This window comes from Sphaerisporangium dianthi (assembly GCF_042654065.1).
Lineage (GTDB): Bacteria > Actinomycetota > Actinomycetes > Streptosporangiales > Streptosporangiaceae > Sphaerisporangium > Sphaerisporangium dianthi.
This window is the reverse complement of record NZ_JBHSFP010000030.1, coordinates 60,901-77,716: the sequence shown is the minus strand read 5'-3', so window position 1 is coordinate 77,716 and position 16,816 is coordinate 60,901. Positions and strand designations below refer to the sequence as shown.

The window sequence follows — 16,816 nt, the reverse complement described above, 5'->3', positions numbered from 1 at the left end:
CGCGACGGTGTCCGTACACCTCAGGGCCGGCCGGTGGCTTCCCTATCCGGTGGCCGCCGGAGCCCGCCTGCGGTTGCTGTGCCTGCCGCACGCCGGGGCCGGCGCCTCGGCGTACCGGCAGTGGGGCGCGGGGCTGCCGAGCTGGATCGGCGCGGCGCCGGTGCAGCTCCCCGGACGGGAGACCCGGCTGGGGGAGCGGCCGTACCACGACTGCCGGGCGCTGGTGACGGACCTCGCCGGCGAGGTCGCGCCCACGCTGGACCACCCGTACGCCGTGTTCGGGCACAGCCTCGGCGCACTGCTGGCGTACGAGCTGGTGCGGGAGCTGATCGAGCGGGGCTGTCCGCCGCCGGCGCGGCTGTTCGTGTCCGGACGCAAGGCCCCGCAGCTCGCCGAGACCCTCCCCCCGCTGGCCGGCGCCTCCCTCGACGAGCTGGCCGACCTGCTGTGCCGGCTCGGCGGCACCCCGCGAGAGCTGCTCGGCGACCGCAAGGTGCTCGCGCTGATGGCGCCGGTGCTGCGCGCCGACTTCGCCGTCAACGAGAGCCACCGCTACGCCTCGCACGCGCCGCTGGACGTGCCGATCACCGCGTTCGCCGCCACCGCCGACGCCCGCGCCTCCGTCGCCGACGTCGCCGCGTGGGGTGCGCGCACCCGCGCGGACTTCCGCCGGCACACGCTGCGCGGCGGCCATTTCGCCGTGCTGGAACAGGCCCCGCGGGTGACCGCGCTGATCGCCGGGGAGCTCGCGCCGTGGAGCTGACCGTCCTGCCATCGCCGGCCCAGGGCCTGCGCCTGTGGCGGGTGCCGCTGGACCAGGACATGGAGGACATGGCCGCCCGCCGGCGCGCCTGGTCGCTGCTCAGCCCGGACGAGCGGGCCAGGGCCGGGTGCTTCGCCCGGGTCGAGGACCGGCGCCGGTACGTGGTGGCGCGCGCCGCGCTGCGCACCGTGCTCGGCCGGGCCGGCCGCGTACATCCCCGGGAGCTGCGGCTGGCCACGTCGAAGGCGGGCAGGCCGAGCCTCGCGCCGCGCGACGGCCCCGGCGCCCGCCCGCTCGACTTCAACCTCTCCCACAGCGGCGACGTCGCGTTGATCGCCCTGTGGCGGGGCGCGGGACGCGTCGGCGTCGACGTCGAGCACGGCTCCGCACTGGTCGACTACGCCGCGGTCGCGCGGTCCATGTTCCCGGCGGTGGAGGCGGACCGGGTCGCCGCCGCCCGGGGCGAGGACCGCGCCGACCGGTTCCTGCGCCTGTGGACGGCCAAGGAGGCCTACCTCAAGGCCCTGGGCGTCGGCATCGCCCGGCTGCGCGACGTCGTGGTGCGGCCCGGCACCGTGCGCCTGGGCGCCGACCCGCGCTCGACGGGCCGGCTGTGGCCGCTCGACGTCGGGGCCGGATGCGCCGCGGCGGTGGTGCTGTGCCCGGTACCGGGGCCCGCAGGACTCCGGACATGCGACATCGAAGCACGCCTGTGCGATGGAGGGTGAGCGATGGACGACCCTGAACTGTTCCGACCGGTACGCCTAAGACGTCTTCCGGCCCTACCGGCCGTACGCGGGCCGGGCCTGGGCTCCCCCGACAAGGAGAAGCCGATGTCCACGAGCTTTGTCCACCATGTCCGAGCGATGCTGGAGCGGTACGCCGACCGACGCCACTACACGGTCGTCCGGGAGACCCGCACCGGGGTGGTGGAGGAGCGCACCGGCTACCGCGAGATCGACGAGCGGGCCAGGCAGGTGGCCGACGGGCTGGCCCGGCGGCTGGCCGCCGGCAGCCGGGTGCTGCTGGTCTACCCGAGCGGCGCCGAGTTCCTCGTCGCGTTCCTCGGCAGCCTGTACGCGGGCATGATCCCGGTGCCCGCGCCGATGCCGCACGACAGCCGCAGCATGACGCGCATCTCAGGAATCATGATCGACGCCGACGTGCGCCTGGTGCTCACCGCCGAGCAGAGCGCGCCCGGCGTCACCGAACTGCTGCGCGAGGACGGCCGCTTCGACGCGCTCGACTGCGTCGTCACCGACGCCGCACCGCTGGGCGACGCCGCGCGGTGGCGCATGCCCGAGGGCGTGGGACCGGAAACGGTCGCGTTCCTGCAGTACACCTCCGGTTCCACCAGCGAACCCAAGGGCGTGGTCGTCACCCACGCCAACCTGCTGGCCAACGAGCGGGAGCTGACCACGGCCTGCGCCATGGACGACGGCACGGTCATGGTCAGCTGGCTGCCGCACTTCCACGACATGGGTCTGATGGGCGGGCTGCTCGCGCCGATGTTCGTCGGCGGAGCCTCCGTGCTGATGACCCCCACCCACTTCATCAAGCGGCCGGTGCACTGGCTGCAGGCGATGACCCGGCACCGGGCCACCAACACCTTCGCCCCGGACTTCGCCTACGACCTGTGCCTGCGCCGGGTCACCGACGAGCAACTGCGCGAACTGGACCTGAGAACGCTGCGCACCTGTGTCAACGGCGCCGAGCCGATCCGCGCCCAGACGATAGCGGACTTCACCCGCCGCTTCGCGGCGTCGGGACTGCGCCCCGAGGCCGTCAAGCCCGGATTCGGCCTCGCCGAGGCGACGCTCGCGGTGAGCGCGACACCATACGAGCGCGCCGCGGTCACCTGCGAGGTGGACCGGGAGGCGCTGGCCCGCCACGAGATCGTGCCGGCCCCCGCCGGGGCCGGCACGGTCCTGGTCAGCAGCGGCAGGCCGATCGAACAGCAGGTGCGCATCGTGGACCCGAGGACGCGGCGGGTGCTCGCCGAGCGCGCCGTCGGTGAGATCTGGACGCGCGGCGCCAGCATCGCCCGGGGCTACTGGAACAAGCCCGGCGAGACGCGCGAGACCTTCGGGGCGCACACCATCGACGGCGAAGGCCCGTTCCTGCGCACCGGTGACCTGGGCTTCCTGATGGACGGCTACCTCTACGTCACCGGCCGGCTCAAGGACGTCATCATCGTCAACGGCCGCAACATCTACCCGCAGGACGTCGAGCAGGTCGTCGAGTCGGTGCACCCGGCGCTGCGGGGCAGGATCGGCGCGGCGTTCGCGGCCGGCACCGATCCGGAGCACGTGGTGATCGTGCAGGAGATCAGCGTCCCGCAGCTGCGCGGCCTGCCCGCGCGGGAACTCGCGCTGCAGGTGCGCCAGGCGATCGTGCGGACGTTCGACCTGTCCTTGCCCGGCATCGTCCTGATCGCCTCCGGCGTGCCGCGCACCACCAGCGGCAAGGTCCGCAGGCGCGGCTGCCGGGACATGTTCCTGGCGCGGGAGTTCACCCCGGTGCACGAGGAACTCCCGCCGCGGCTGTCGGCCCTGCTGCCCGAGCCGGTCGGCGCCGCCCGGCGGTGACGCCGCCGCCCGGCCCGCCCGTCCCACCAGCGACAGACACCCCTGGAGGTCAAGGCACCATGGCAGTCACCGACGACCAGGTCCGGGACACCGACATCGCGGTCATCGGCATGTCCGGCCGCTTCCCCGGGGCCCGCGACGTGGCGACGTTCTGGACGAACATCGCCTCGGGGACCGAGTCGATCCGCCGGTTCGGCCGGGAGGAGCTGCTGGCGAGCGGAGTCGCCCCGGCCCTGGCCGACGACCCGGCGTACGTGCCCGCCCGGCCGGTGCTCGACGACGTACGCGGGTTCGACGCCGAATTCTTCCGGTTCAGCCCCCGCGAGGCCACCATCGCCGATCCACAGCAGCGGCTGTTCCTCGAGTGCGCCTGGGAGGCGCTGGAGGTCGCCGGCTACCCGGACCCGGAGACGCGCGGCCGGGTCGGCGTCTTCGCCGGGGCCAACCTGAGCACCTACATGCTGGAGCGCGGCGCCCAGTTCGAGCAGGACCTGGGCGCCGGCTCCTTCGAGGTGGTCGTCGGAAACGACAAGGACGCGCTGTCCACCATGGTGTCGTACAAGCTGAACCTGACCGGGCCCAGCGTCTCGGTGCAGACGTTCTGCTCGACGTCGCTGGTCGGGGTGCACCTGGCCTGCCAGTCGCTGCGCGCAGGGGACTGCGAGCTCGTCCTGGCCGGCGGGGTGTCGGTACGGGTGCCGGACACGGTGGGGCACCTGTACGCGCCGGGCGGCCTCGCGTCTCCGGACGGGCACGTACGCACCTTCGACGCCGGCGTCCGCGGCACCATGTACGGCGACGGGGTGGCGGTGGTGCTGCTCAAACCGGCGCGGGCGGCGCTCGCCGACGGTGACACGGTGCTGGCGCTCATCCGCGGTTCGGCCGTGAACAACGACGGCACGATGAGGTTCGGGTTCGCCGCGCCGAGCATGGAGGGGCAGGCCGCGGCGGTCTCGGCGGCGCTGGCCAACGCGGGTGTGCGCGCCGACGAGATCGGCTACGTCGAGGCCCACGGGGCCGCCACCGAACTCGGCGACCCGATCGAGGTGGCGGCGCTGACCCAGGCCTTCGGCGGCCTCGCGCGGCGGCGGTCCTGCGTGCTCGGCTCGGTCAAGACCAACGTCGGGCACCTCGACCGGGCCTCCGGCGTCACCGGGCTCATCAAGGTCATCATGGCGCTGCGCGAAGAGGTCATCCCGCCGACCCTGCACTTCCGCACCCCCAACCCGAACATCGATTTCGCGGGCGGGCCGTTCCGGGTCAGCGCCGACCCGGTGCCCTGGCCCCGGGCGGCCGGCCGGCCGCGCATCGCCGGCGTCAACAGCCTCGGCACCGGCGGCACCAACGCCCACGTCGTCGTGCAGGAGGCCCCGCCGGCGCCCGAGCGTCCGCCGGGCCCGCGCCGCCACCACGTGCTGCCGGTGTCGGCCCGCTCGGAGGCCGCGCTCGAGCGGTCCTGCGCCCGGCTGGCCCGGCACCTGGACGAGCGGGCCCCGCGCCTGGCCGACGTCGCGTTCACGCTGCAGGCAGGACGCCGGGTGTTCGACCACCGGCGGGTCCTGGTCGCGGCGTCGACCGCGCAGGCCGCGGCTCTGCTGCGCGGCGAACCCGCCAGAGGCGCGCCGGCCCGCACCCGTCACGAGTGCCGGCGCGCCCGCCCGGTCACCTTCCTCATCGCCGGCGAGGGCGAGCGGTTCCCCGGCATGGTCGCCGGCCTCTACGAGACCGAACCGGTGTTCCGCGCGCACGTCGACGAATGCCGCGCGCTGCTCGGCGAGCCGCTCGCCGCCGGCGTCCGGTCGCTGCTGCTCACGCCGCCGCGACCGTCCGGCCCGGAGGCCGCGTCGCTGGCACCGCGCGGGATCGAGCCGGAGCAGGACCCGCGCGAGGCGCCCTCGCGCCGTACCGAGGCGGAGCAGGACCCGCGCGCGATGCCGCCGCGCCGCGCCGAGGTGGCCCAGCCGGCCGTTTTCGTCGCCGGGTACGCGCTGGCCCGCACGCTCATGGACTGGGGCGTCACGCCCAGCGGCATGATCGGCTACGACGTCGGCGAGTACGTGGCCGCCTGCCTGTCCGGCGTGCTGTCCCTGGCCGACGCGCTGCGGCTGGTGGCGTACCGGGCGGGCCTGATCGCGGCGCGGCCGGCCGGCGCCATGCTCGACGGCGTCCGTGACGAGCTCACCGCGTGGGCCGCCGCGTCGGTGACGCCGCACCCGCCGGCCCTGCCCTACCTGTCGAACGTCACCGGTGCCCTCGCCACCGCCGACCTGGTCACCGACCCCGGATACTGGGCCGCGCACATGTGCGCCACCGTCCGCTTCGCCGATGCGGTGGCCGCGGCGCTGTCCGACCCCGACACCTGTTTCGTGGAGATCGGACCCGGCCGGTCGCTGGGCGCCCTGGTGCGCGCCCACCCGGCGTGCGGGGAGGACCGCAGGTCTCTCATCGTGCCCACGCAGCCCGCGGCCGCGGAGGGCAGGCCCGACGACGAGGTGCTCGCCGAGGCGCTCGGGCGCATGTGGCTCGCAGGCGTGCACGTCGACTGGCCCGCCTACCACGGCCGCGGCGGCGCGGCGCGGGGCGCTGAAGGTGCGGTGCGGGGCCACGACGGCACGGCGCGGGGCGCTGAAGGCGCGGCGGGGGCCGACGGCGGTGCGGCGTGGGGCGATGAAGGTGCGGACCGGGCTGACGGTGGTGCGGCGCTGCCGGGCCGGGTGCCGCTGCCGACCTACCCCTTCGAACGCCGGCCGTTCTGGCTGGAGGCGCGGCGAGATGCCGCCACCGGACCGGCCGCCGCCCTCACCTCGCCGAAGGAGGAGCCGGAGGCCTCGTACGACTCCGCGCCGCGCCCGGCCGCCTCTGCCGGTGCCCCGCCGGTGCCGGGCCTCGACGAGGCCGACGAGGCGGAGCCGGGCGCGGACCGGCAGGCCCGCGCCGACCGCCGCAAGCAGAGCCTGCGGGCCAGAAGGCGCTGAGCGGCCGCGACGCCCACCCGCTGAGGCCGCGCCCCGCCCGTCCTGCCACCTAGAGCGCCGTCGTGCGGCCGAGGCCGCGGCCCAGCCGCCAGACGGCGTAGGCACCGGCGGCGACGCCGGCCGTCAGCAGCACGGCGGCCGGGACCAGCGTTCCCGGCACGTCCCCGCGCAGCGCCGCCTGCAGCATGGACAGGGCCCAGTAACCCGGCGACACCGGTGCCACCACCTGCAACCACCCGGGGAACATGTCGACGGGGACGAACGCGCCGCCCAGCGTGGTCAGCGTCAACGCGCCGATGTCGCAGATCGCGCTCAGCTCGCCGTGGCTGCGGACCGTGGCCGCGATCGCCGTGCCGATGGCGAGCAGCGTCGCGCCCCAGGTGGGCACCGCGAGCGCCACCAGCCACGCGTTCCCGGCCGGACGCACCCCGATCACCAGCATGCCGTAGGCCAGCAGGATCGCCTGCTGCGTGAGCAGGAGCAGGAAGATCGGCAGCGCCTTGCCGAGCAGCAGTTCGGCGGTGGTGACGCGGGTGGACCGTAGCCGGTCCCAGGTGTGCCAGGTCCGTTCCGTGAGCGTCGCGGTGCCGACGATGGCCAGCGCCAGCGTCGAGAAGATCACCAGCATTCCGGTCGCCACCTGCGTCGTGCCGCCGGAGAACGCACGGTTGTAGATCGGCTTGAGCACGAGCATGAGGATCATCGGCATCAGCAGGTAGCTGATGAACTGGCCGGGGTCACGCAGCCGCAGGGTCCAGTTGATCCGCGCGAGGGCGAACATCCGGTACAGGGATTCGGCGAGCATCGGTCACGCCAGCGAACGGTAGAGGTCGTCAATGGAGGCCTTGCGTATGTCGATGCTGTGCACCGAGCCGTGTGGCCCGCTCAGCAGATCGACCAGGGTCTTGGCGGCGTCGTTGGTGCGCATCCGGAGCTCCTTGTCGTCGATGTGCACGCGGACCTCGTCGGCCAGGCCGCTGAGCAGCTCCTCGCTGGTCCCGCGGGCGATGATCCGTCCGCCCTGCGCGACCGCGAGGGTGGCGCCGAGTTCGGCGAGCTCGGGCAGGTAGTGCGTGGTGTACACGACCGCGGCTCCGGCGGCGGCGCGCCGCCGCACGGCGGCCAGCAGCGATTGGCGGGTCTGCGGGTCCGCGCCGGCGGTCGGCTCGTCGAGCAGGAGAAGACCGGGCCGGTGCAGGAGTGCGATCGCGGCCTGGATCCGCCGCTGCTGCCCGCCGGACAGCAACCCGGCGCGCCGGTCGAGGAGGTCCGCGAGCAGCATCGCCTCGACGACCTCGTCCATCGCCGCCGCGAGCGCCGACCGGCGCAACCCGGCCAGCCGGCCGTAGAGCGTGAGATGCTCCCGGGCGCTCGCACCGGGATAGAGCGCGATGTGCTGCGGGGCCACCCCGAGATCGCCCCGGGCGGCGCGCGGCGCCTGGCCGCCGATCGTCACCGTGCCGGCGTCGGCGCGGACGAGACCGCAAACGATCTCCACGAAGGTCGTCTTCCCTGCGCCGTTGTGCCCGACCAGGCCGACGATCTCACCCGGCTCCACGCCGAGTGTGAATCCGTCGAGGGCGCGTACATCGCCGTAGCGCTTCGTCAGGCCGGCCGCCTGGAGCATCGAGACCTCCTCGGTCTACGCCGTATAGCAGTCTACAGTGTAGACTGAGACGATGCGGAAGCTCAAGGACTCGCGCCGCGCCGAGATCGTCGATGCCGCCCTGCTCGTCGCGGCCGAGCAGGGCATCAAGGCGGTGTCGATGCGCGCGGTCGCCGCCCGCCTCGGGCTGACGCCGATGGCGCTCTACGGGTACTTCCGCAACAAGGACGAGCTGCTGGACGCCGTCATCGGCCGCATGCTCGCCGAGATCTCCCGGCCGGCGACCGGTCTCGGCTGGCGGGAGACGATCCTGCATCTGGCCGCAGAGGTCCGTTCCGTGGCGCGCCGGTACCCCACCGTCGTCCCGCTGCTGTTCACCCGTCCGGCCGTGAGCCCGTCCGCGATCATGGTCATCGACCTGCTGTTCGACGCGTTGCTGCGTGCCGGTGTCGAACCGGCGCGGGTGCCCAGGATGGAGCGGATGATCAGCACCTTCATCATCGGGTACGCGATCTCGGAGGTCGGCGGCCGGTTCTCCGAGGGCTCGCTGGACACCCGCAGCCGCCGCGCCCAGCTGCATCCGGACCTGCTGCCGGCTCATCAGCTGCTGGCGGAGCATCTGGACGCCCCGGTGGACTGGGACGCGGAGTACCAGGCCGACCTCGACGGCTTCCTCGACATCGTGGCGGCCCTGGCCGCCCGCGACCGCCGGGAGCCGATCGCCGAGCCGCGACCGAGCCGGCCACCGGGACGCCCGGACGCCGAGCGGCTATCGCGGAGTTCCGGAGCCGGGAGTCGCCCAGATCCTGTGCGATGACCGTGAGGACGATCTCCCTGAAATCATCCTGGCAACGCCGTCCGGGCCTGGCAGGACCTCCGGTGTGGGAGCGGGGACCTGCTGTGCGCGTACGAACTCATATGACATCGCTCTGACCGCTATATTCGCAGCATTTCCCGGTAAGAAGCGTCATTGGAGGCAGTCCCTCAGTGAGCGGTCACACGGGGATGAGTTCTTCGGGCAGCGGGTCGCCCGTGACCCTGGAACGGATCATTGCCGTGAACAGTCCGGGCTTCTCACCGTTCCACGCATGGCCTACCCCGGGGGCCAGGCGGGCCTCGCCCGCCGGAAACGCGGCGGCGATGTCGGCCACAGAGCGCTTGGTGAGATCGTGTTCGTTCCCGCCTGCCACCGCCAGGACCGGACACGGGGACTCCTTCGCCTGGGCCGGAAGCCTGAAGCCGAGGGCCTCGTCGTTCACCTTGCGGAATGCCTGCCGGGTGGTGGCCCGCGCGGCACTCTGGTAGCCGTCGATGTCCTCCGCGGGGACGTTGAGCGCGCGGGCGTTGGCCCGAAGCACCGGCCCCCACTTCATGACCGGCGCTATCAGCGTGCCCATGAGCCGCAGCCTGCCCGGGTTGGGGAACGGCAGAACATTCACCCCGCTCACGATCGCTCCGGTCACCGCCTCGGGCGCGGTGGCGGCCAGGTGCGCGCCGACGTAACCGCCCAGGGAGAGCCCCACGACGTGCGCCCTTCCCTCCGGCGCCCGCGAGGCGATCACCTCGGCCACCAGGCGGGCGGTGTCGGCGATCGAGACCCACGGGAGAGCGTTGCTCCTCCCATGCCCCGGCAGATCGGGGACCAGGACACGCGTGTCCGCGGCCAGATCGAGGACCTGCTTGGTCCACATCCAGCCACTGGTTCCCACGCCGTGCAGAAGCACCACCACCGGTGCGTCGGCGGGGCCCGCCTCGTGGACAAAGATCGTCATACCGGCCATGCTGGCACAACCACGCCCTGACCATGCACGCAGCGGCGCCCGCCTTACTCGGAGTCGCATCGGTCGTAGCAGAGCTCCCGCCCGTTCGCCGTATGGCGGAGGTGGTCGGGAGCCCGGCGTGGCGACGGGGGTCAGCGGACCTGGGCGAAGAAGTCGCGCAGGTCGGCGGCGAGGACGTCGGGGACGATGTGGGCGGCGTAGTGGCCGCCTCGGTCGTAGGACTTCCAGTGGACGATGTTCGTGTGGTCGCGGTCGGCGAAGGTGCGCATGGAGACGAAGTCGCCCTCGAACATCGCCAGGCCGAGGGGGACGGTGGTCGGCTCCTTGGGGTGCTCGGCGCGGGCGTCCTCGTAGTAGAACCGGGTGGCGGACGTCGCGGTGCCGGTCAGCCAGTAGAGCATCGTGTTGGTCAGCACGAAGTCGGCGTCGAGGTCGGCGGCGTCGCCGAAGAGCTGGGAGTTCCAGCCCAGCAGCCCGACCGGTGAGTCGTAGATCGCGTACGACAGCGTCTGCGGCTGCTGGGAGAGCAGCGTGTTGAACGACATCTTGTTGTCGTAGAACCACTGCAGCACTTCCAGCGCCTTGTGCTCCTCGGGGGTGACCTTCTCGAACTCGGCCGGGTCGCCCGAGGGGAAGGAGTAGACCTGCGTGACGTGCACGCCGGCGACATGCTCGGGGGCCACCCGGCCCAGTTCGGGGCTGACGAACGAGCCGCCGTCGTTGCCGGCCGCGCCGTAGCGGTCGTAGCCGAGCCGCCGCATCAGCTCCGCCCATGCCCTGGCGGTGCGGTACCGGTTCCAGCCCCGCTCCTTGGTCGGCCCCGAGAAGCCGAAGCCGGGCAGCGAGGGAATCACCACGTGGAACGCCCGCGCCGGGTCCTCCGGGTCGGTGAGCAGATCGATGATGTTCAGGTACTCGACGATCGAGCCGGGCCAGCCGTGGGTGAGGATCAGCGGCAGGGCGTTCTCGTGCCGCGAGCGGACGTGCAGGAAGTGGATGTTCTGCCCGTCGATCTCGGTGGTGAACTGCGGGTACCGGTTGATCTTCGCCTCCTGCGCGCGCCAGTCGTATCCGTGGCGCCAGTACTCGGCGAGGCCCTTCACGTACTCCACCGGAACTCCGTAGTCCCATCCGGCGCCCGGGATCTCGTCCGGCCACAGCGTGCGGTCGAGCCGGTCGTTCAGGTCGTCCAGCCGGGCCTGGGGGATGTCGATCAGGAAGGGCTTGATCTCGGTGTTCTCGCTCATGAAAAGAACAATACATACCCTTCCGGTCAACTTCTGTCCTGAAGGACCGGCAGACTGGGAAGCATGCTGGAGACCTCCGCACGGCTGCTGCGAATGCTGTCGCTGTTGCAGTCCAGGCGCGACTGGCCGGGCGCGGACCTGGCGGAACGGCTGCGGGTGAGCGAGCGGACCGTGCGCCGGGACGTCGACCGGCTGCGCGAGCTGGGCTATCCGGTGAACGCGACGCGGGGCACCGACGGCGGCTACCGCCTGGGCGCGGGCAGCGCGATGCCGCCCCTGCTGCTGGACGACGAGGAGGCGGTGGCCGTGGCGGTCGGGCTGCGCACCGCCGCCCGCGGCGCGGTGGCGGGCATCGAGGAGACGTCGGTACGCGCGCTCGCCAAGCTAGAGCAGGTGCTGCCGTCGCGGCTGCGGCGCCGGGTCAACGCGCTGCAGACGTACGTCGAACCGGTGCCGGCGGATCGGCCGGGGCCGACGGTCGACGCCGGCGTGCTGACCACGCTCGCGTCGGCCTGCCGGGACCAGGAACGGCTGCGGTTCGACTATCGCGCGCACGACGGGTCGTCCGGCGTACGTACCGTCGAGCCGCATCGGCTCGTCTCGTGGGGCCGCCGCTGGTATCTCGTCGCCTGGGACGTCGAGCGCGAGGACTGGCGCACGTTCAGGGTCGATCGCGTCGAGCCGCGCACGCCGACCGGGCCGCGCTTCCCGCCGCGCGATCCGCCGGAGGGCGGCGCGGCCGCCTACGTCGCACGCGGGGTGTCGGCGGCGGCATGGCGCCACCGGTGCCGCGTCGTGGTGCACGCCGCGGCCGAGGTCGTGTCCGAGCGCATCAACCCCGCGGTCGGCGTCGTGGAGGCGGTGGACGAGCGCACCTGCGTCCTGCACACCGGCGCGGACACCCTGCACACCCTGGCGGTCCACCTGGGCATGCTCGACCTGGACTTCCAGGTCACCGAACCCCCGGAACTGGTCGAGCACCTGCGCGCCCTCACAGCCCGCTACGCCCGCTCCACCCCACCCCCTTCCGCTGACTGACGGACGCGGAAACTCGCACAGACGGACATCCCTGAAGAGCGGGCGTTCCCGCCGACGCGGCCTGTCACCGGCGGCCCAGGTGTGAAAGCGCTCTCTCGGACGGCGGTTCTATGGTGGCGGCATGGAGTTAGCTGAGATCCGGGAATACCCAGTCAAGTCGGTCTCAGGGTGGGTGGTGGACTCGGCGGTCGTGGAGCCTTGGGGGCTGGCGGAGGACCGCCGCTGGGCCGTCTTGGACGAGCAGGGGGAAGGTCACTGCGCCGGGAACAACCCCCGGCTGCTGTCCGTCGTCGCCGGCGTCACCGACGAGGGCGGGCTGCTGCTCGACGCGCCGGGACTGCCTCAGCTGAAGGTCCCCCCGGCCACTGGAGAGAGCGTTCCCGTGCGTCTCGTCAAAGTGGACACCGTTGTGCTCGCGGACCCCGACGCGCACGCCTGGTTCACCCGGCTGCTCGGCAAACCCGCCCGCCTGGTCTGGCTCGACGACCCCGACCGCAGCGCCCTCCCGTCCTCCCACGGCGGCCTGCCCGGCGAGGTCGTCAACTTCGCCCGGGACGCCCCGATCCTGCTCACCTCCCGCTCCTCGCTGCACCGCCTGGACGAATGGATCCTCGAAGGCGCCATGGAACGCCAGGACGACCCGCCCGCCCCGCTGGACATGACCAGATTCCGCCCCAACCTCGTGATCGACGGCGCACCCCCGTACGCCGAGGACGACTGGCGCGAGATCCGCATCGGCTCGCTCGCCTTCCGCGTCTCGGAACACTGCGACCGCTGCGCCCTCACCACCTACGACCCGGTCACCCTGCAGAAGGGCAAGGAACCCCTGCGCGTCCTCAAGCGCCACCGCCGCTGGGACGGCAAGACCTGGTTCGGCATCCGCCTGGTCCCCCGAGGCCGAGGCGAACTGCGACTCGGCGACCCGGTCACCGTCCTGGCCTGAACCGCCTGGAAACCTGTTCGCTCTCATCCGCCGCACCTGACTGAACCAGACACGGCATTCCAGCACGGCTCATCGCACGCTTTCCGGGCGTCTTTTGAGATCGCGTTCCGAGGCCGGTGGGAACGCGGGGAATAGGCCGGCCGTAACAATGGCGGTGGTCGCGATTCCCTATTTCCCGGTGCCCGGAATCACTGCGCGGAATGGAGAGCCGGAATCGCGGCCGAGGAGAGTACAACGGCCCTGGTGATCGTGTGAAATGCCGCGCAGCATGTCTCCGGAACGAGTGGGAGACGCGATGCGACGGTATACGGCGAGGAGTTGGCCCGCGCTGGTCGGCGGTGCGCTGATCATGGCGATCCTGTCGGCCCTGGTGAACAGGCAGCCCAGTGTCTGGGCCTCGGTGGTGGCCGCGCTGGCCGGGACGATCGCCGGCATGCTGGCGGAGGACCAGGGCGCGGCGCGCGCCAAGAAGGCGGCCCGTCCGGCGGCCGGCGGGTTGCACCGTGACGCGGGCGGCCGGCTTCCCGTCGTGCGCGATCTCGACGACCCGGTGGCGCTGGGCGTCCACCCGGCCGCGCTCCCGCGTGAGGGTGATGGCGGCCGGGAGCCCTCGTTCGTCCGCCGGGATCTCAGCGACTCCATCGAGCGCGCGATCAAAGAAAGCGGTTTCGTCCTGATCGTCGGCGCCTCGACGGCGGGAAAGTCACGCGCCGCCTACGAGGCGATCCACGCGTGCCTTCCTGACCACAGGGTGGTCTATCCGCTGTATCGGGCCGCCTTTCCGGCAGCGGTGCGCGCGGCCCGGCGGGAACGGCTCGCCGTGCTGTGGCTGGACGATCTGGAGCGTTATGTCGACGCCGATGAGTTCAACGCCCAGACCTTCAGAATGTTGCTGTGCACCCGCAGTGGCGCGGTCAAGATCGTGGCCACGCTGCGCGCCAGGGAGCGCGCCGCTTTCAGCCCGCAGTGCGACAACGCGATGCAGGGCGGGGCGGAGATCCGGCGCAACGTGCGCGAGGTTCTGGCCCTGGCACGCGAGGTCCACCTTTCCCGCCGGTGGTCCGACAAGGAGGTCCGGCAGGCCGCAGAGAGCCGTGACGATCGGCTGAGCACGGCCGCCGCCCACGCCGGGCGGTTCGGCGTCGCCGAGTACCTCGCCGCCGGTCCTCAGCTCTACCAGGACTGGCAGGACGCCCTGTCGGGCACCGGCGTCCCGGTCCGGCCGGGCGTCGGGGGGCCGCGCGCCGGCGCCCTGGTCGCTGCGGCGGTAGACACGCGCCGCGCCGGCTACCACGTACCGCTTCCGGTCCCGGTGCTCCGGCGCCTGCACGAGCACTATCTGGCCCAGATCGGCGGGTCGTCCACCCATCCCGAACCCTGGGAGCAGGCCCTGGAGTGGGCCACCGAGCCGCTGTACGGCACCAGCAGCCTGCTCATCCCCGGCGACGGCGACCAGAAGGACGGCTACCTGGCATTCGACTATCTGCCGGACGCCGTGGACGCCGAGCCCTGTCCGCCGCCGATCCCCCGGCAGACCTGGAACATCCTGGTCGAGCACGGCGGTCCGCGTGACTGCGTCGGAATCGGGCGTTCCGCCTTCGACCGCGCCCAGTACGAGGTCGCCGAGACGGCACTCCGCAAGGGCTGGACGGTGGCCAGCCTCGACGCCGCCGTCGAACTGGCCTGCTGCCTCGGCTGGACCGGCCGCCACAGGGCAGCGCTGGACGTCCTGGACGCGGCGATCGACCTGGCGGAGTTCATGCCCGGCGCCGACCCCGACCACCTTCTCACCCTCCAACTCGACATGGTCCTCTGGATGGCGCTGGGCGGTGACGCACTCGGCGCCCTGCCGCTCAGCCGCCGGCTCGCCGAGGACACCGCCGCGCTGCGCGGCGAGCATGATCCCCTGACCCTCTCGGCGCGGGTCGGGCTGTCGAGATGCCTCGGGCTGACCGGCCGAGGCCGGGACGCCCTGCGCCTGGCGCGCAGAACGGCGGCGACCGCCAGGAGCGTCCTCGGCGACGCGCACGAGGTCACGGCGAGCGCCACCTTCGAGGTCGCCGCGGCGACGACGCATCTCGGCGACTTCGCCGGCGCGCTGAGGTTGTGGCAGGCCGCGCTCGACGAGCGGATCAGGCAGGAGGGCCCCGACTCGCAGTGGCACATCGACTACTACTGCAACATCGCCGGTATACAGGGAGAGTGCGGTGAGCACTCGGCCGCGAAGGCTGCGGCCGAGCGCGCGGTGGAACTGGCCGACAAGTATGTCGCTCCTGGTCACGTGCGCTACTGGACCAGCCATTACCGCCTGGCGCTCTACACCGCCATGGCGGGCGATCCGGAGGGCGGGCTGCGGCTGGCCGACCGCCTCCTCACCGACGCCACCCGGCTGCACGGATTCCGGCATCCGGTGACGCTGTGGTGCCGCCACCTCCGCGCACAGATCATGTACGAGCTCGGCCGGTTCCTGCAGGCATGCCTGGAGTGGGAGCGTCTCGTCGAGGACGCTCGGGCCGTCCGGCCGCAGGACGTGCGCCTGCTCCTGGACTGCCGGGCGGAGATCGCCCGGTGCATGTACCGGCTCGGCGCGCACGCCCACGCCGTCGCCCGGCTCGAGGCCGTGATCGTCGAGTACACGCTGATCTTCGGGCCGGACAACCGGGGCGCCGCCTCCTGGCGCAGAAAGCTCGGTGCCCTCCGGCAGGAACCCTCGCACGCCTCCGCCACGACGACCGCCCCGTCCGCTAGCCTCGACCGGCCCTGACCTCCACCCGCCCCGGCTCGGCGGTCTGCGTCCGGACGCTCCTTGCGCCTTCGTGGTCCTCGTCGCGGTGGTGGGAATGCCGCTGTCCCTGCGGACTCGCGGGGTGGTCAGGCGGACCAGTGGGGGTCGCGGCCGAGGAGGCCGAGGACGCGGTGCTGGAGCGGGGCGTCGCCGGGAACCTCGACCTCCGGGCCGTAGACGACGATGCCGGGACCGAAGGCGCCGGGGATGCGCATCTTCGGGGGAATTCGCTGGACCGCGGGCCACATCGCTTCGAGTTCGGCCGGGTCGATCGTGTCGTCCTGGCCGGTGGCGCGGGCGAGGTCCCAGCCGTGGAGGACCATGTCGGCGCTGGCCACCTGGTCGACGTGCCGCTCGGCCGAGAGACGCCCCATCGGGGTCTCGATGGGCCTGGCGGCGACGGACGGGTCGGCGAGCAGGGACTCGATGTCGGCGCACGCCGAGACGAAGGCCGCGAGCGGGTCCTCCTCGACGGACGGCGCGCGGCTGAGCGACCGGCCGACGGGGCCGAGCATCGCGGCGTGCATGCCGACGACGTGGCCGACGACGTCTCTGGCGGTCCACCCCTCGCAGGGAGACGGGTTGGACCACTGATCAGGGCCGACGGCGGCGACCTTGGCCGCGAAGACGGCGGCGCGGACGCGGTGGCGGACGGCGATCTCGCTCACGACACTCCTTCATCGGCTCACCGGTGACTCCAGCGGCCTCACACCGGGACCGCATCGGCCCATCGGGAACTCTCTCGGCTTCGCCCCGGAACCTACAGCAGGCCCCCGACAAGATCTCGCCACTCCGGGCCCGGCCCCGGTCGGCTGCCGGGTCGTGCGCCGGCCGGTCCAGGCCGGGGCACGCGCTGAAGTCATCGGCCTTCATGAGCGGTGATCTTTTCACTCTCGCGTTCGAGACGTGCACATGCCGGTCTCCGGCGAGGGCCTTGGCCTGCGCCATCGCGCTTTCGATCCCAGTCGGTCACGTACGTCATCGGCGGCATCTCACAGGCGGTGACGACACGCCGGCACCGGCGGCGCAGGTCGCCCCGATACTTTGGTCGAGCCGTGGCCCCGCACAGGAGCAGACCTAAGTCGGTGGC

General features: G+C 72.6%; 13 protein-coding genes. 8 read left to right on the top strand and 5 right to left on the bottom strand.

The window, feature by feature from the left end; all coding sequences use genetic code 11:
* Positions 1–7: 7 nt before the first annotated feature.
* The 4 genes from ACFO60_RS31765 (at position 8) to ACFO60_RS31750 (ending at position 6,326) form a co-directional block, all read left to right on the top strand.
* Positions 8–763, top strand: a complete 756-nt coding sequence (locus ACFO60_RS31765) for a thioesterase II family protein (RefSeq protein WP_380847781.1) — start codon at positions 8–10, stop codon at positions 761–763.
* A complete protein-coding gene (locus ACFO60_RS31760; RefSeq protein ID WP_380847778.1) occupies positions 754–1,491 on the top strand; it encodes a 4'-phosphopantetheinyl transferase family protein in 738 nt (245 codons plus the stop codon). The genes ACFO60_RS31765 and ACFO60_RS31760 overlap by 10 nt, the downstream gene beginning before the upstream one ends.
* Before the next feature lie 105 nt (positions 1,492–1,596).
* Entirely contained in the window at positions 1,597–3,351 is a 1,755-nt protein-coding gene (locus ACFO60_RS31755) for a fatty acyl-AMP ligase (RefSeq protein ID WP_380847775.1), read from the top strand.
* A gap of 59 nt (positions 3,352–3,410) precedes the next feature.
* Positions 3,411–6,326: a type I polyketide synthase gene (locus ACFO60_RS31750; RefSeq protein WP_380847772.1), complete on the top strand. Its 2,916-nt coding sequence runs from the start codon at positions 3,411–3,413 to the stop codon at positions 6,324–6,326.
* A gap of 49 nt (positions 6,327–6,375) precedes the next feature.
* On the opposite strand, the gene ACFO60_RS31745 is transcribed toward ACFO60_RS31750, so the two are convergent.
* Positions 6,376–7,131 (bottom strand): ABC transporter permease, encoded by a 756-nt coding sequence (locus tag ACFO60_RS31745; RefSeq protein WP_380847769.1) that lies wholly within the window; start codon positions 7,129–7,131, stop codon positions 6,376–6,378.
* Positions 7,132–7,134: 3 nt separating this feature from the next.
* A complete protein-coding gene (locus ACFO60_RS31740) occupies positions 7,135–7,953 on the bottom strand; it encodes an ABC transporter ATP-binding protein (protein ID WP_380847766.1) in 819 nt (272 codons plus the stop codon).
* Between the two features lie 52 nt (positions 7,954–8,005).
* Between ACFO60_RS31740 and ACFO60_RS31735 the strand changes: the two genes are divergently transcribed.
* The gene (locus ACFO60_RS31735; protein WP_380847763.1) at positions 8,006–8,749 is read left to right on the top strand and encodes a TetR/AcrR family transcriptional regulator; all 744 of its coding nucleotides are present in this window, start codon (positions 8,006–8,008) and stop codon (positions 8,747–8,749) included.
* A 178-nt stretch (positions 8,750–8,927) separates the two neighbouring features.
* Here ACFO60_RS31735 and ACFO60_RS31730 read toward each other — a convergent pair whose 3' ends face one another.
* Together ACFO60_RS31730 and ACFO60_RS31725 are read right to left on the bottom strand one after the other, a co-directional pair.
* Positions 8,928–9,704, bottom strand: coding sequence for an alpha/beta fold hydrolase (locus ACFO60_RS31730; protein ID WP_380847760.1), 777 nt, complete (start codon positions 9,702–9,704; stop codon positions 8,928–8,930).
* A 140-nt stretch (positions 9,705–9,844) separates the two neighbouring features.
* Positions 9,845–10,960, bottom strand: coding sequence for an epoxide hydrolase family protein (locus ACFO60_RS31725; RefSeq protein ID WP_380847757.1), 1,116 nt, complete (start codon positions 10,958–10,960; stop codon positions 9,845–9,847).
* Positions 10,961–11,023: 63 nt separating this feature from the next.
* Between ACFO60_RS31725 and ACFO60_RS31720 the strand changes: the two genes are divergently transcribed.
* The 3 genes from ACFO60_RS31720 to ACFO60_RS31710 all read left to right on the top strand — a co-directional run bounded on the left by ACFO60_RS31720 (position 11,024) and on the right by ACFO60_RS31710 (position 15,705).
* Positions 11,024–11,998, top strand: a complete 975-nt coding sequence (locus ACFO60_RS31720; RefSeq protein WP_380847754.1) for a helix-turn-helix transcriptional regulator — start codon at positions 11,024–11,026, stop codon at positions 11,996–11,998.
* 121 nt (positions 11,999–12,119) lie between these two features.
* On the top strand, positions 12,120–12,941 hold the full coding sequence (locus ACFO60_RS31715) for an MOSC domain-containing protein (protein ID WP_380847751.1): 822 nt from the start codon (positions 12,120–12,122) through the stop codon (positions 12,939–12,941).
* 295 nt (positions 12,942–13,236) lie between these two features.
* Entirely contained in the window at positions 13,237–15,705 is a 2,469-nt protein-coding gene (locus ACFO60_RS31710) for a tetratricopeptide repeat protein (RefSeq protein ID WP_380847748.1), read from the top strand.
* Between the two features lie 107 nt (positions 15,706–15,812).
* Here the strand turns inward: ACFO60_RS31710 and ACFO60_RS31705 are convergent, their stop codons facing one another.
* Complete coding sequence (locus tag ACFO60_RS31705) at positions 15,813–16,394, bottom strand: TIGR03086 family metal-binding protein (protein ID WP_380847745.1); 582 nt, start codon at positions 16,392–16,394, stop codon at positions 15,813–15,815.
* Positions 16,395–16,816: the final 422 nt, after the last annotated feature.

What these genes read in the sequence shown, in the direction of transcription:
- ACFO60_RS31745 (WP_380847769.1), bottom strand. Translation starts at nt 7,131, where the DNA reads ATGCTCGCCGAATCCCTGTACCGGATGTTCGCCCTCGCGCGGATCAAC.
- ACFO60_RS31725 (WP_380847757.1), bottom strand. Translation starts at nt 10,960, where the DNA reads ATGAGCGAGAACACCGAGATCAAGCCCTTCCTGATCGACATCCCCCAG.
- ACFO60_RS31730 (WP_380847760.1), bottom strand. Translation starts at nt 9,704, where the DNA reads ATGACGATCTTTGTCCACGAGGCGGGCCCCGCCGACGCACCGGTGGTG.
- ACFO60_RS31755 (WP_380847775.1), top strand. Translation starts at nt 1,597, where the DNA reads ATGTCCACGAGCTTTGTCCACCATGTCCGAGCGATGCTGGAGCGGTAC.
- ACFO60_RS31750 (WP_380847772.1), top strand. Translation starts at nt 3,411, where the DNA reads ATGGCAGTCACCGACGACCAGGTCCGGGACACCGACATCGCGGTCATC.
- ACFO60_RS31740 (WP_380847766.1), bottom strand. Translation starts at nt 7,953, where the DNA reads ATGCTCCAGGCGGCCGGCCTGACGAAGCGCTACGGCGATGTACGCGCC.
- ACFO60_RS31710 (WP_380847748.1), top strand. Translation starts at nt 13,237, where the DNA reads ATGCGACGGTATACGGCGAGGAGTTGGCCCGCGCTGGTCGGCGGTGCG.
- ACFO60_RS31715 (WP_380847751.1), top strand. Translation starts at nt 12,120, where the DNA reads ATGGAGTTAGCTGAGATCCGGGAATACCCAGTCAAGTCGGTCTCAGGG.
- ACFO60_RS31735 (WP_380847763.1), top strand. Translation starts at nt 8,006, where the DNA reads ATGCGGAAGCTCAAGGACTCGCGCCGCGCCGAGATCGTCGATGCCGCC.
- ACFO60_RS31720 (WP_380847754.1), top strand. Translation starts at nt 11,024, where the DNA reads ATGCTGGAGACCTCCGCACGGCTGCTGCGAATGCTGTCGCTGTTGCAG.